The organism is Pseudarthrobacter sp. PvP090 (assembly GCF_040547365.1).
Taxonomy (GTDB): domain Bacteria; phylum Actinomycetota; class Actinomycetes; order Actinomycetales; family Micrococcaceae; genus Arthrobacter.
This window is the reverse complement of the sequence record NZ_JBEPPO010000005.1, coordinates 165737-179386: the sequence shown is the minus strand read 5'-3', so window position 1 is coordinate 179386 and position 13650 is coordinate 165737. Positions and strand designations below refer to the sequence as shown.

Annotated in this window: 11 protein-coding genes; 6 read left to right on the top strand and 5 right to left on the bottom strand. The window is 68.0% G+C overall.

Annotation, left to right across the window (positions count from 1 at the left end):
* Positions 1–19: 19 nt before the first annotated feature.
* From ABIC21_RS07600 to ABIC21_RS07590, 3 genes are all read right to left on the bottom strand, one after another.
* Complete coding sequence (locus ABIC21_RS07600; RefSeq protein ID WP_354349794.1) at positions 20–841, bottom strand: alpha/beta fold hydrolase; 822 nt, start codon at positions 839–841, stop codon at positions 20–22.
* 218 nt (positions 842–1059) lie between these two features.
* Complete coding sequence (locus tag ABIC21_RS07595) at positions 1060–1983, bottom strand: pullulanase X25 domain-containing protein (protein WP_354349793.1); 924 nt, start codon at positions 1981–1983, stop codon at positions 1060–1062.
* A gap of 243 nt (positions 1984–2226) precedes the next feature.
* The gene (locus ABIC21_RS07590) at positions 2227–3093 is read right to left on the bottom strand and encodes a DUF1295 domain-containing protein (RefSeq protein WP_354349792.1); all 867 of its coding nucleotides are present in this window, start codon (positions 3091–3093) and stop codon (positions 2227–2229) included.
* Between the two features lie 162 nt (positions 3094–3255).
* On the opposite strand from ABIC21_RS07590, the gene ABIC21_RS07585 reads away from it, so the two are divergent.
* Genes ABIC21_RS07585 through ABIC21_RS07575 form a run of 3 tightly spaced genes read left to right on the top strand, consistent with a single transcriptional unit; the run spans position 3256 to position 6013 of the window.
* On the top strand, positions 3256–3717 hold the full coding sequence (locus tag ABIC21_RS07585) for a MarR family winged helix-turn-helix transcriptional regulator (RefSeq protein WP_354349791.1): 462 nt from the start codon (positions 3256–3258) through the stop codon (positions 3715–3717).
* Positions 3714–5582: an AMP-dependent synthetase/ligase gene (locus tag ABIC21_RS07580; protein ID WP_354349790.1), complete on the top strand. Its 1869-nt coding sequence runs from the start codon at positions 3714–3716 to the stop codon at positions 5580–5582. The genes ABIC21_RS07585 and ABIC21_RS07580 overlap by 4 nt, the downstream gene beginning before the upstream one ends.
* Complete coding sequence (locus ABIC21_RS07575; protein ID WP_354349789.1) at positions 5579–6013, top strand: DUF2177 family protein; 435 nt, start codon at positions 5579–5581, stop codon at positions 6011–6013. The genes ABIC21_RS07580 and ABIC21_RS07575 overlap by 4 nt, the downstream gene beginning before the upstream one ends.
* A 94-nt stretch (positions 6014–6107) precedes the next feature.
* Here the strand turns inward: ABIC21_RS07575 and ABIC21_RS07570 are convergent, their stop codons facing one another.
* Complete coding sequence (locus ABIC21_RS07570) at positions 6108–7841, bottom strand: SulP family inorganic anion transporter (RefSeq protein WP_354349788.1); 1734 nt, start codon at positions 7839–7841, stop codon at positions 6108–6110.
* Between the two features lie 230 nt (positions 7842–8071).
* On the opposite strand from ABIC21_RS07570, the gene ABIC21_RS07565 reads away from it, so the two are divergent.
* Together ABIC21_RS07565 and ABIC21_RS07560 are read left to right on the top strand one after the other, a co-directional pair.
* Positions 8072–9112: a TerC family protein gene (locus ABIC21_RS07565; protein WP_354349787.1), complete on the top strand. Its 1041-nt coding sequence runs from the start codon at positions 8072–8074 to the stop codon at positions 9110–9112.
* A 9-nt stretch (positions 9113–9121) separates the two neighbouring features.
* The gene (locus tag ABIC21_RS07560) at positions 9122–9508 is read left to right on the top strand and encodes a helix-turn-helix transcriptional regulator (RefSeq protein ID WP_354349786.1); all 387 of its coding nucleotides are present in this window, start codon (positions 9122–9124) and stop codon (positions 9506–9508) included.
* A gap of 83 nt (positions 9509–9591) precedes the next feature.
* Here the strand turns inward: ABIC21_RS07560 and ABIC21_RS07555 are convergent, their stop codons facing one another.
* Positions 9592–10683: an adenosine deaminase gene (locus ABIC21_RS07555; protein WP_354349785.1), complete on the bottom strand. Its 1092-nt coding sequence runs from the start codon at positions 10681–10683 to the stop codon at positions 9592–9594.
* 48 nt (positions 10684–10731) lie between these two features.
* Between ABIC21_RS07555 and ABIC21_RS07550 the strand changes: the two genes are divergently transcribed.
* A complete protein-coding gene (locus tag ABIC21_RS07550; RefSeq protein ID WP_354349784.1) occupies positions 10732–13398 on the top strand; it encodes an excinuclease ABC subunit UvrA in 2667 nt (888 codons plus the stop codon).
* Positions 13399–13650 lie beyond the last annotated feature (252 nt).

Sequence of the window (13650 nt, the reverse complement as noted above, 5' to 3'; positions counted from 1 at the left end):
GGCCGGACCCGACGCGGTTCTAGGCAGGCCCATCCGGAGTGTTGGCTGAAACCGCGACGCCGTGGAGGAAGGTCCGCACCTCGGTGTTGAAGGCGTCGGGCGCTTCCATCTGAACCAGATGCCCGACGTCTGGAATCACCGCAAGTTTTGAACCCGGAATCTGGCGGTTCAGCTCGCGGGCGACGTGAAGCGGGGACCGCTGATCGTCTGCGCCGTAGAGCAGGAGCGTGGGAATGCTGATGGTGGGCAGTACGGGCCGGTAGTCTGCCCGGCCGCTGGCGGAGAGCAGTATCCGCAGCCCGGCCGGGCGCACGCCGGCCATGATCCTGCTGGCTTCGGCAACCACGGCGGGATCGGCCTTGTGGGTGAACAGTGTCGGCAGCCACTCGTTGATGAACTTCTCTGGTGGCTGTCCGATCTCGGCCTCCACCTGGGCGTAGCGCCGCTCCACTTCCTCGGGCGGCAACGATCCCGCCCAGCCGGCATAGGCGGAGGTCAGCACCAAGGACGCGGGCAGCCAAGGATACCCGCGGTACACCTCCAGCGCCACCATGGAACCCCACGACAGCCCCAGAAGGTGTGGCTTCGCCGGGACGGCGGCGCGCAGGAAGCCTGCAGTGATGGCCCCGAACTCCTCGGCGGACAGGCCCTGGGTGGGGTCGTCCGACTGGCCGCACCCGGGAGCGTCCCAGGCGAACACCGTAAACTCGTCCGAGAGACCCTCCAGCTGGGGGCGCCAGAGCCGACTGTCACTTCCGGCGCCGTGGAACAGGACCAGCGCCGCCCCCCGCCCGACCCGCTGGTACGCGATCCGCAGCCCATCGATCTCGACGGTTTCCATCATCCAATGCTAGGCCGGTCGGCGGTTGCCGGACAGAGTCTGGCCGCGGCCGCGGAACCTGGCTGCTCGACGACGGCACGGGACCTGGGCGCCCGACGACGGTGCAGCGAAGGTCACGACGCGCGAAGCCGCCCGCGCTGCGCAAAAAACCCCTCGACGCTTGAATTCAGGCGTCGAGGGGTCTTTAGCGCGTCGGCAAGGGGGATGCGGGTCGCTGGCTACGCCAGGACGATGTCGCGGGTCCGGTGGTCGTAGTGAATGACCAGCTGCCCGCCGGAGTGGTGCACCTCGTGGTTGGCGCCGTCGAAGGCTCCGAAGGCACCGAAATTCTCGTCCCAGGAGCGGTTGAGCGCGATCTTGAAGCTGTACGTGCCGGCCGGGAGATCCGCCGCGATCTTCCAGAGCTGGTCGACGAGATCCAGTTCCATCTGGGATTCGTCGTACTGCGGGGCCCAGTTGGCGGGGGCGCCCAGCAGGATGTTGAAGTCGCCTGCAACGGCGACCGCTTCCGGCTGCTCGATGGTTTCCACGCTCGTGGCGAGCGCCGCGGCGGCCGGAGACGCGGCGGCCTCAGCAGCCGGGGCCGGGGCGGTTGCCTCAGCGGGCTTGTCGGTTGCCTTGCGCTTGCGGACCGCCTTGGCGACCGGGGCTACGGCCTCTTCCACCAGCTTGGCGGCCTTGCCGGCGACCTTTTCGGCCACCTTGGCGGCCTTGGGTGCAGTCTTCGGAGCGGCCTTGGGAGCGGCAGCCTTCCGGGCCGGCGTTCCGGCGGGGGGCGCCGACGGCAGCGGGGTGTCGGCGGGAACGGGAGTTCCGGCGTCGAGCGCTGCGGCGAACACGTCCGGGTCGGCGAACGCGACGGTGGCGCGCTGGCCGTCCTCGGTGATGGTCCAGCCCGCACGGCCCTTGACGAGCCAGCCGGCCTTGACCAGCTTCGCGGTGGCAGTGGTCAGGGTCTTGTGCCCTCGGGGAATGCCGCCGCTCAGCAATTCACTCTCGAACTCGTTGAGCGGGACGCGTGCGATTGCCTCGCCCAGCACCGCTCCGGCGTTCAGCTGATCGCCAGTCCACACCCCCTCAGTCAGAACGTCCAGTACGGCCTTCAGTCGACGGGTGGTGTTTTCGGCAGTGTTCGCGCCCATGGGTCTCCTTTAGAAGCAATTGATCCACTTGCATTTTGCCAAGGATCGTCGAGTTTCCGCGAGTCGGATCGGTTAACTCTGTGTGTCGTGACCCACTATTACACCCCATGGCGGCGGGCGCGAGGGGCGTAGGAAGGGATACTCGCGGGTAGCAAAAGCAACGCGGGGTCACTCACGGCCCATCCTGGGGTCCGGGATGGGCCGTGAGTGACCCCGCGTTGCTTGGAACCTGGCGTGCTGCTGCTAGAGCTTGGGGACCAGCACCGGGGTGTTCTTCTTGTAGTTCTCATAATCCTCCTGGCCGCCCCACTTGCTGTCGGACTTCTTCTCCAGAAGCGGCACGCCGCTGACCTTGGTGAGCAGCAGGATGACGAACACAGGGGAGATCAGTGCCACCCATTGCCAGCCCTGCAACGCGGGTACGGCGATGATCGCGACGCCGATCCAGAGCAGGATCTCGCCGAAGTAGTTCGGGTGGCGGGACTTGGACCACAGCCCGGTGGAGATGAATTTGCCCTTGTTGGCGGGGTCGGCGTTGAAGCGGCCTTTCTGGTTGTCGGCCACGATCTCGATGCCGAAACCGACGGCCCACACCACGAAGCCGGCCAGCGCGAACCAGTCCAGCGCCACCCTGGTGGCCGAAGTAATCGCCACCCACGCCGCGGCCGCGGTGAAGACCACCCAAAGTCCCTGGATGGTCCACGCGTTCAGGAACCGGATGAACGAGGGCTTGATCTCATCAAAGCGGTCGTCCTTGCCGGCCTTGCTGATGCGGCGGAACAGGAACGTGCCCAGCCGAAGTGTCCAGGCAAGCACCATGGCCGCCAGCAGCAGCGCCCGGGCGTCGATTCCCGGGGTGAGCACAATGAGAAGCAGCGTGATGACGGTGTAGGTCAGGGTGCCGGTCAGATCGTAGAACTTCTCGGTCTGGGCCGCGAAGGACGGGATGAAAGCCAGCCACTGAATGAGGAACGCGGCCCCGACGGCCATCGCAAAGATGGGGATCCCGCCCAGGGCGGCCCCGCCCTGGCTGCCGGCCACGGCGACGAGCGCTCCGAGCAGCACCACCACGGGGAGGGCGATGAGCGCCTTACGGTCTGATTCCTTCATCAGGAAGTTCCTTTCACATGCGGAGCCGGATGCTGGCACGGCCCAAGAGGCACCGCCGGCATCAGCAGTTGTGGCAATCCTAGTAGATGATCAAATATGATTGAATAATAGATCATCGAACAAGATTGGCTAATAGCGGGTTCGGAACGTTAGGGAGTGGACATGACTGCGGCGCAGCAACACCCGGCCACGCTGGCCCTGCAGAGCCTGTTCACCCTCGCCAACGAGACCGAGCGGGAAATCGCTCGCGTCATGGGGCTGAACCTCACCGATTACCGCGCCCTGTCGGCGCTCGCCCAGTCGGGATCCGTGACGGTAGGCAAGCTCGCCGAGGACCTGGGAGCCACCCCGGCCACCACGACGGCGATCGTGAGCCGGATGGAGGCCCGCGGCTACGTGGAACGCCACCGGAAAACCGAGGACAGGCGCCAGGTCCAGGTGAGCGTCACCCCGGCAGCCGACCGGGGAATCATGAACCTGATGCGGCCCCTCATGACCGCCACCAACGAACACATCAAGGCCCTGCCCGCCGCCCACCAGGCCGTCGTCGCGGACTTCCTCGACGTCGCACAGCACCTGATGCGGGACCACTTGCACACACTTTCGGAGAAGGACGCCCAATGAGAGAGTTCACCACCCCGCTGCTGGTTGAGCCCTCGGGCCACCGGAACGCGACCGAGCTGCTCATGCAGCGGTTCCGGGCCTCCCCCGAACACGTTGCCTTCGAAGTGCGGGCGCCGAATGCGGCGGTCACGGATCCCTGGCGCCAGGTGACCACCCGGCAGTTCGTTGACGATGTCCGCGCCCTGGCCAAGGGTTTCATCGCGGCCGGCCTCCAGCCCGGCGAATCGCTCGCCATCATGTCCCCCACCCGCTACGAGTGGGCGGTGGCGGACATGGCTGCGTGGTTCGCCGGCGCCGTCGTCGTCCCGATCTACGAGACGTCGGCCGCTCCCCAGGTGACTGCGATCCTCGCCGACGCCGGCGTGCGCCTCGCGATCGGCGGCACGGCTGAGCATGCCCTCCTCTTGGAGCAGGGGTTCGAACAGGCCGGAATGCCGGGTCTGGGGGTCTGGACGATGGACGCCCGCCCCGGAGCGGACCTGACCGACCTGGTGGTCAGTGGCGCCGGGGTGTCCGACAGTGCGGTCGAGGAGCGGCGCCTGCTGGCAGATCTCGACGCGGTGGCGACCATCGTCTACACCTCCGGCACCACGGCCGCTCCCAAGGGCGCCCTCATCACGCACGGGAACTTCGTGGGACAGGTGCTGAACGTGGCCGCCGCCTACACCGGGGTGGTCCGCGAGGACGGCAACACCATCATCTTCCTGCCGATGGCCCACGTGCTGGCCCGCGGGCTGCAGCTGACCTGCCTGGCCAACGGCATGCGGATTGCGCACCTGTCCGACCCGCGGGAGGTGGTGCCCGCCCTCGGTGTCCTGAAGCCGACCTTCCTCGTGGTGGTACCCCGCGTGCTGCAGAAGATCCAGGCGTCCGCCGCGGGGGCCGCGGCGAAGAAGCACCTCGGACCGGTGTGGGCCTCCGCGCAGCGAACGGCGGTGGCCTGGGGCCGGTTCGCCGAGGCCCGCGACGCCGATTCGGCCGTCAGGGCCGGGCTGGGCCTCCGGGTCAGGCGGGCCCTCTTCGACCGCCTGTTCTATGCCCGGCTCCGGAAGCTGATGGGTGGACGCCTCGACTACCTGCTGTCCGGTGCCGCCGCGCTCGACGCCGAGCTGTCCCTCTTCTTCCGCGGCCTGGGCCTGCCGGTCATCGAGGGGTACGGCCTCACCGAAACGACCGCCCCGCTGACCGGGAACATGCCCGGGTCGATCAAGGCCGGGTCGGTGGGCGTCCCGATGCCGGGAACAACCGTGCGCCTCTCGGACCAGGGCGAGGTGCTCGCCCGCGGCGTCGGCGTGTTCGCCGGCTACCGCAGCCCGGCCGACAACGCGGACGCCTTCGTGGACGGGTTCTTCCGCACCGGCGACCTCGGCGAGCTCGACGGGCAGGGACGGCTCACCCTCAAGGGCCGGATCAAGGACGTCATCGTCACCGCGGGCGGCAAGACCATCTCCCCCGCCATCTGGGAAGGCTACGTCGAGGGCGACCCCCTCGTGGCGCACGCCGTCATGGTCGGAGAGGGCAAACCCTTCCTCGGCGGGCTCGTGCTGCTGGATCCGGAGTCCGTCGCGGCCTGGGCGGAACGCGAGGGCATCGCCGATCTGGCTGGCCTGCGGATCCCCGACGACGGCGGCGCCGTCCAGATCGACGACGCGCGGCTCCTCACCGCGATCGGCAAGGCGGTCAGCGCCGCCAACGCGAAGATCGCGCGGTCCGAGCAGGTGCGGCGGTTTGTGCTGCTGCTCGCCGATCTCAGTGAGGCCAACGGCATCGTGACCCCGACCATGAAGCTCAAGCGCGGCGCCTTCACCGAACGTGCCCGCCATATCGTCGACAACCTCTACGCGGATACAAGGAGCCAGGCATGAGCACCCACGTCAAGAGGTGGCTGCTGTCCTATGCGGTCGCCGCCGTGATCTTCGCCGTCGTCGACGTCGTCTGGATCGGCACCGTGGCGAACAGCCAGTACGAAAGCCAGATCGGCGACCTGCTGGCGCCCAGCGTGAACCTCGCCGGCGCCGTCGCCTTCTACCTCATGTACGTCGTGGGGATCGTGCACTACGGCATCCGGCCCAACGACCCGGACGCCACCCTGCGGCAGCGGGTGACGGGAGCCGCCCTGTTCGGCTTCTTCACCTACGCCACGTGGGCCCTGACCGCGCTCGCGGTCCTCAAGGATTTCCCCGCCGTCGTGGCACTGACCGACATCGCCTGGGGCGTCGCGGTCTGCAGCGCCGTCACATGGCTCACCGCCACCCTCCTGCGGCGCATGTTCACGCGGGCCGGCACCGCAAAGTAGCTCCCGCGGCAACAAAGAGCAACGCGGGGTCATGTACGGCCTATCCCGGACCTTGGGATGGGCGGCGCTAAGGATCCCCGCGTTGCTGTGGCGGTTAGTCCCCGGTGCTCCATTCGGCGCCGGTTTCGGCCATGTACGCGGCGACGGCGGCGTCGACGGTGCGGTAGAAGTGGAGCGGATTGATTTGGCTGGTCAGTTCGTACCGTTCGATTTTCTCCCGGACGCCGTGCTTGAGTTCCGCGAACACGAGGGACGTCCCTTGTGCGTTGAGCTCCACGTCCAGCTCGAGCAGCACGTCCGAGGCCGTGGTGTCCACGTCGGTGATGGGTTCGGCCGCGATGACGATCCACCGCGGTTTGGGCTCGGTGCGTGCCAGCCGCCGGATGTTCTCGCGGAAAGGCCGGACGTTGGCGAAGAACAGCGGCGCGTCGAAGCGGTAGATCACGAGGCCGGGCAGGTGCTGGGCGTCCGGGTGGAAATGCACATCGTGGAACCCCTCGACCCCCGGCACCCGCCCGATCACCGTCTCGTAGGGCCACCAGGCGCGGCGGAAGATGTTCAGGATGGACAGCCCCACGGCGATGCCGATGCCGGGCAGGACCCCCAGCAGCGTCACCCCGAGGAAGGCCGCGAGCGAGAGATTGAACTCGGTTTTGCGCTGGTGCCAGAGCCGGATGGTGCCCGGGACGTCGGCGAGGGAGATTGACGCGGTGATCACGATGGCCGCCAGCGCCGGCTGAGGCAGGTTCCGGAACAGCCCCGGCAGCAGCACCAGCATCAGGAGGATCAGCAGGGCACCCGTCACGCCGGTGAGCTGGGTCTTCGAGCTGGCACGTTCCGCCACCGCTGTCCGGGAGCCGCTGGTGCTCACCGGGAAACCCTGGAACAGGCCCGCCGCCAGGTTCGCCGCACCGATGCCGATCATTTCCTGGTTGCCGCGGATCTCCTCACCGGAGCGCGCGGCGAACGACGACGCCGTCGAGATCGTGTCCGTCAGCGACACCAGGGCGATCCCCAGGGCACCGGCGAACATCAGGGCGAAGTCCGAGAAATCCAGGGTGGGAATCGTGAACGGCGGGAAGCCCTGCGGCAGTTCCCCCACCAGTGAGACGCCCCGGTCGGCGAGGCCGAAAAGCGACGTCGCCCCGATCGCGAGCACCACCATGACCAGCACCGACGGGACCTTGGGCAGCCACCGCTGCAGCGCCAGGATCAGCACGATCCCGGACACCCCCACGGCGGCCGCGGCGGCCACCGTCTCGCCCCCGGCCACGCCCTGGATGAAGCCGATCAGGTCCCCGATGAAGCCCTCGCCGCTCACCGAGAACCCGAAGAGCTTGGGGAGCTGGCCGACCAGGATGGTGACCGCGAGGCCGTTCATATAGCCGATCATCGTGGGCTTGGAGATGAGGTCCGCGATAAAGCCGAGCTTCGCGACCGACGCGAGGACCATGATGACGCCGACCATCAGCGCGAGCATCGACGCGAGGACCACCGCCTTCTGCGGGTCGCCGTCGGACGCGACGAGCGGCAAGACCGTCGCCGCGATCATCGGGCCCAGCGAGGAGTCCGGCCCCAGCACCAGGATGCGGGACGGGCCGAACACCGCGTAGGCGAGCAGGCACAGGACGGTGGTGTACAGCCCGGTGATCGGGGGCAGCCCGGCCAGCTCCGCGTAGGCCATGCCCTGGGGAACCAGCAGCGTCGCCAGGACAATCCCGGCGACGATGTCCTTGCCGAACCAGCTCTTCTGGTAGGTCGCGGCGACGTCGAGCCCTGGCATCAGCTGGCGCAGCCAGCCGCCCCGCCGTCGTCCGGTCGTCGTCATAGCAGCACTCTGCCGGGCACCCGCCCCCGGTGCATCCTCCGCCGGGGGTGATCCTGCCCCGCCGCCCTTGTCGTGATAGGTGAAGTATGCTTCACTATTTTCACGGAGGGGAGTATCCCCTGAATGTCCCGTCGTCAGTACGGCCGACCCTGAGCGGCCCGGCGGGACAGGTCCCCCGGGACCGGGAAAGACCTCCAGTTGGTTGAACTAACTGGAAGCGGTGTCCCCTAATGAATGTTCCTTTCTGGGCCTGGTTGGCCGTTCTGGCCGCAATTGTCCTGATGCTGGCCGTGGACCTGTTCGCGCACCGCAGGGCGCACGTCATCGGTGTCCGGGAAGCGGCGCTGTGGTCCGGCGTATGGGTCGCCTTCGGGCTGGGCTTCGGCGCCCTGGTCTGGCAAATCTACGGGGCCGAATTTGGCCAGCAATACTTCGCCGGATACCTGATCGAGAAATCCCTCGCGGTGGACAACGTGTTCATCTGGGCGATCATCTTCACGTACTTCGCAGTACCCCGCGAATACCAGCACCGGGTGCTGTTCTTCGGGGTCGTGGGTGCCCTGATCTTCCGGGGCGTGTTCATCGCGGCGGGCGCTGTCATCATTGCCTCGGCCGAGTGGGTGCTGTACATCTTCGCAGCGTTCCTGCTCTTCACCGGCTACCGGATGATCCGCCACCGCAACGACATGCTTGACCCGGAAAAGTCCCGGGCGCTGAGACTCTTCCGCCGGCGCGTGCCCATGACGGACGACTTCCACGGCCAGCGTTTCCTGATCCGCAAGAATGGCGTGTTGCTGGCCACCCCGTTGCTCGCCGTCCTGGTCCTCGTCGAGGTCACCGACATCATCTTCGCCGTGGACTCCATCCCCGCGATCTTCGCCGTCACCGACGAAGTGTTCCTGGTCTTCACCGCCAACGCCTTTGCCATCCTGGGCCTGCGGGCCATGTACTTCCTGCTCGCTGACATGATCCACCGCTTCGTCTACCTCAAGATTGGACTCGCGCTCGTCCTGATCTGGGTAGGCATCAAGATGCTCCTCAAAATCGATATCTACTACATCCCCACCCCGCTGTCCCTGGCCGTCATCGCCACCATCCTTGGGGTGTCTATCGGCGCAAGCCTCTGGGCCACCCGGGGCCAAGGCCGCAAGGCTCCCCCGGCGCCGGCGCACGCCCCGTTCGGAACCGCTTCACCTGAGGAGATCGCCGATCTGGACCCACTGTGGCGCAAACGCCCCGACACGAAGGCGTCGTCGTCGAAACGTCAGTAAGGAACAACCATGACAGCCTCCCCGCAGGGACCGGACAAGGATCCGGAAAAGGGCGCGGATCCGCCCGTTCCTCCGGCGCCGACACGTCCCACATGGACCTTTCTCACGAACCACGGGCACGTGCTGCTTGCGGTGGCCGCCGACCCTCAAGCGCGCATTACCGACATCGCCGCGAGGGTCGGCATCACCCCGCGCTCAACCCTCCAGATCCTCAAGGATCTCGAAGGCGGAGGATATCTTCACCGCGTTCGGGCCGGACGGCGAACCCGGTACGCCATCGAACCCCACCAGCACTTCCGTCACCCCGCCACGGCGAACCGGGAAATCGACGGACTGCTCGGCCTCTTCTCCGGCCCCGCACCAGCCGCAACGGTGCCGCGAGCGGAAAGCCCGTAAACAACCCCGCGTTGCCCTATCAGTTATGGTTCCCTTTCCCCGGTTTTGGCAACCAAAACTGATAGGGCAAGTGGGGGTGGACGTTAGTGGCCGGAGGCGGCCAGTTCGGCCAGCAGTTCCGTCTTGCGTTCCTCGCTCGCGAAGGAGGAGCGGATCGAGTTGGCCGCCATCCGCACGCAGTCGAACTCGGAGAGGCCAATCACCGATTTCAGCTGCGCGAAGTTGTCATCCACGTACCCGCCGAAATACGCCGGGTCATCCGAGTTCACGCTCACATTCAGCCCCGCGGCGAGCATGGCCGGCAGCGGGTGCTCCTTCAGGGTGTCCACCGCGCGGAGCCGGACGTTGGACAGCGGGCACACGGTCAGCGGCATGAGCTCGTGCACCAGCCGCTCCACCAGGTCCGGATCCTCCATGCAGCGGATCCCGTGGTCGATCCTTTCGACGTCCAGGATGTCCAGCGCATCGATGATGTACGACGGCGGGCCCTCCTCGCCGGCGTGCGCGATCCGGTGCAGCCCGGCGCCCTTCGCCCGGGCGAAGAGCCGCTCGAACTTGGCCGGCGGGTTGCCCACCTCGGCCGAGTCGAGCCCGATGCCGGCGATCGGTGCGTCCATGGCGAGCAGCTGGTCCAGCACCTCCAGGGCGGCGTCCTCGGACAGGTCGCGCAGGAACGCAGCGATGAGCAGGGTGGAGATCCCGAACTCCTGCTCCGACACGGCCAGCACGGACGCCACACCGTTCACGCAGGTCTCCAGCGCCACGCCCCGGGACAGGTGCGCCTGCGGATCCAGCATGATCTCGGCATGCCGGACGCCGGCGAGCGCCGCCCGGGACAGGTACGCCCGGGTCATGTCCGCGAAGTCCTGCTCGGTCCGCAGCACCGCCATGTTGGCGTAGTAAAGGTCCAGGAACGACTGCAGGTCCGTGAACTCATAGCGGGAGCGCAGCTCGTCCAGGTCCGCGTACGGCAGCTGGATGCCGTTGCGTTCCGCCAGGGCGAAGATGAGCTCGGGCTCGAGGGTCCCCTCGATGTGCAGATGGAGTTCAGCGACGGGCAGCGGACCGTGGACCTCCTCGGGAACCTCGGCGAAGTCGGGAATCTCGGGGGTGTCCGTTACTGGGCTGTCCGGTGCAGCGTCCCCGGTGGCAGCGACGCCGTCGTTTGTTTCCATTCGGTAAGGATATGCCCGCGGGCAGCAGACACCGATAGAGTCGATCGGATGCACAGTGATCAGCAGGCTTCCCATCTTTCCGGTTCGGCCATTCCGGGGCCGGACACCGGCCGCCCCGCGGACGGCTTTGTCCGGGTGCGCGGTGCCCGCGAGAACAACCTGCGGAACGTGGACGTGGACGTGCCCCGCGACGCGATCGTCGCGTTCACCGGGGTTTCCGGTTCCGGCAAGTCCTCACTGGCGTTCGGGACCATCTACGCCGAGGCCCAGCGCCGCTACTTCGAGTCCGTGGCGCCGTACGCCCGCCGGCTGATCCAGCAGGGCCACAACCCTAAGGTGGAAATGATCACGGGGCTGCCGCCCGCCGTCGCCCTCCAGCAGCGCCGCGGGACGCCCAGTTCGCGGTCCACCGTCGGCACGGTCACCACGCTGTCCAATTCGCTCCGGATGCTTTTCTCCCGCGCCGGCAGCTACCCGGACGGCGCCAGCCAGCTCGACTCGGACGCTTTCTCCCCCAACACTGCCGCCGGCGCGTGCCCGGAGTGCCATGGCCTCGGCATCGCGCACACGGTCACCGAATCCTCGCTGGTCCCGGACACCTCGCTGAGCGTCCGCGACGGCGCGATCGCCGCCTGGCCCGGCGCCTGGCAGGGCAAGAACCTGCGCGACATCCTCACCCACCTGGGCTACGACGTCGACACCCCCTGGCGGAAGCTGCCCAAGAAGGACCGCGACTGGATCCTCTTCACCGAGGAACAGCCCGTGGTGGAGGTGACGCCCCAGCGCGACAGGGTCGCGAAGCCCTACAAGGGCCGCTTCTGGAGCGCCAGGAGCTACGTGCTGCACACCCTCGCTGATTCCAAGAGCACCACGATGCGCGACCGCGTGCTGCGCTTCATGGAAACCGGCCCCTGCGCGGTCTGCGGCGGCAGCGGCCTGACCCCGGCGGCGCTGGCCGTGACGTTCGCCGGCCGCACCATCGCCGAGCTCAACGCCGTGCCCATGAGCGAACTCGCCGGAATCATCCGCCCCACCACCGAGCTCACGGAGGCCGGGACCGCCTCGCGCAAGCAGAGCTCCGGCGAGTCCAACGAGGTGGCGGTCGCCATCACCCGGGACCTGCTGCAGCGCGTCACGGTGCTGCTGGACCTGGGCCTGGGCTACCTCGCGCTGGGCCGTTCCACCCCGACACTCTCCCCCGGCGAAATGCAGCGGCTGCGCATCGCCACCCAGCTGCGCTCCGGCCTGTTCGGCGTGATTTACGTGCTCGATGAGCCCTCGGCAGGCCTGCACCCGGCCGATGCCGAGCCCCTCCTCGCGGTCCTGGACCAGCTCAAGTCCTCCGGCAACTCCGTGTTCGTCGTGGAGCACAACATGGACATCGTCCGCCGCGCCGACTGGCTGGTCGACGTAGGTCCGCGCGCCGGCGAGGGCGGCGGCGAGGTGCTCTACAGCGGCCCGGTCGCCGGACTCGCGGAGGTGGCCGAGTCCGTAACGCGGCCGTTCCTGTTCCCGGACGGGTCAGGTCCGGCGGGCGGGTCGGGCAAATCGGCCGGCAACGGGAAAGCGGCCGGCTCCCAGACAGCCGACGACGGCGGCGGAGCTCACGGTCGCGGCGCGGCCCGCGAGCGCCGGGAAGCCGCCGGCTGGCTGGAGCTGCGCGACATCACCCGCCACAACCTGCGCGACCTCGACGCCGATTTCCCCCTCGGCGTGCTGACGGCGGTCACCGGAGTCTCCGGCTCCGGCAAGTCGACCCTGGTCAGCCAGGTGCTCGCCGAGGTCGTCGGCGCCCGGCTGCACCCGGAGGCGGACGCCGCCGCGAAAGCCACCGAGGAGTCCGTGGCCGGCGAGTTCCAGGACGGCGAGTTCCAGGACGCCGGGTCCGCCGCGCCGCTCAGCGTCGGCCCGGTCTCCGGGCTGGACCAGCTGGACCGGTTGGTCAAGGTGGACCAGAAGCCGATCGGCCGCACCCCGCGCTCCAACCTCGCCACGTACACCGGACTGTTCGACGCCGTCCGCAAGGAGTTCTCGGCCACGGACGAGGCCCGGGCCCGCGGTTTCGGTGCCGGCCGCTTCTCCTTCAACGTCGCGGGCGGCCGCTGCGAGACCTGCCAGGGCGAGGGCTTCGTCGCCGTCGAACTGCTGTTCCTGCCCGGCAGCTACGGCCCGTGCCCGGAATGCCACGGCTCGCGCTACAACCCGGAAACCCTTGAGGTCACCTACCGCGGGAAGAACGTGGCGGAGGTCCTCGGCATGACGGTCAATGCCGCCGCGGAGTTCCTGGCTGAGGTCCCCGCCGCCGCCCGCAGCCTGCAGACCCTCCGCGAGGTGGGCCTGGGCTACCTCCGGCTCGGCCAGCCCGCCACCGAACTTTCCGGCGGCGAAGCCCAGCGCATCAAGCTCGCCACGGAACTGCAGCGCGCCCAGCGCGGGCACTCGCTCTACCTACTGGACGAGCCCACCACCGGCCTGCACCCGGCCGACGTCGAACTTCTGATGGCGCAGCTGCACCGGCTGGTGGACGCCGGCAACACCGTGATCGTGGTGGAACACGAGATGGACGTGGTGGCCGCAGCGGACTGGGTGATCGACCTTGGCCCGGCTGGCGGCGACGCCGGCGGCCAGATCATCGCGGTAGGGACGCCCGCCGTCGTCGCCCGGTCCAAAAGGAGCCGGACGGCGCCGTACTTGGCCGCGGTGCTCGGCGTCTGACGGCTAACTCACGGGCAGGCACGCCGGGAGACTGCCGACCCATTTTACCGGCCACATTGCGGAAAATAACGTCTTGATAACGGCGGAAGCCTGACTTAGCCTAGTGGTCATGCCCGAAGACCGGGCATGAATGCCCGGTGCTGCCACCACCAGATACTGCCCGACCGGTAGACACCGCAACGACCTCTATTGTCAGGGGCGGGCAGTAGTGCGACAACGTCCGGGGACGGACCGAGCACCGGTGGCCCTCAG

Coding starts and splice junctions, on each gene's coding strand:
- ABIC21_RS07600 (WP_354349794.1), bottom strand. CDS start 841: ATGGAAACCGTCGAGATCGATGGGCTGCGGATCGCGTACCAGCGGGTC.
- ABIC21_RS07595 (WP_354349793.1), bottom strand. CDS start 1,983: ATGGGCGCGAACACTGCCGAAAACACCACCCGTCGACTGAAGGCCGTA.
- ABIC21_RS07590 (WP_354349792.1), bottom strand. CDS start 3,093: ATGAAGGAATCAGACCGTAAGGCGCTCATCGCCCTCCCCGTGGTGGTG.
- ABIC21_RS07585 (WP_354349791.1), top strand. CDS start 3,256: ATGACTGCGGCGCAGCAACACCCGGCCACGCTGGCCCTGCAGAGCCTG.
- ABIC21_RS07580 (WP_354349790.1), top strand. CDS start 3,714: ATGAGAGAGTTCACCACCCCGCTGCTGGTTGAGCCCTCGGGCCACCGG.
- ABIC21_RS07575 (WP_354349789.1), top strand. CDS start 5,579: ATGAGCACCCACGTCAAGAGGTGGCTGCTGTCCTATGCGGTCGCCGCC.
- ABIC21_RS07570 (WP_354349788.1), bottom strand. CDS start 7,841: ATGACGACGACCGGACGACGGCGGGGCGGCTGGCTGCGCCAGCTGATG.
- ABIC21_RS07565 (WP_354349787.1), top strand. CDS start 8,072: ATGAATGTTCCTTTCTGGGCCTGGTTGGCCGTTCTGGCCGCAATTGTC.
- ABIC21_RS07560 (WP_354349786.1), top strand. CDS start 9,122: ATGACAGCCTCCCCGCAGGGACCGGACAAGGATCCGGAAAAGGGCGCG.
- ABIC21_RS07555 (WP_354349785.1), bottom strand. CDS start 10,683: ATGGAAACAAACGACGGCGTCGCTGCCACCGGGGACGCTGCACCGGAC.
- ABIC21_RS07550 (WP_354349784.1), top strand. CDS start 10,732: ATGCACAGTGATCAGCAGGCTTCCCATCTTTCCGGTTCGGCCATTCCG.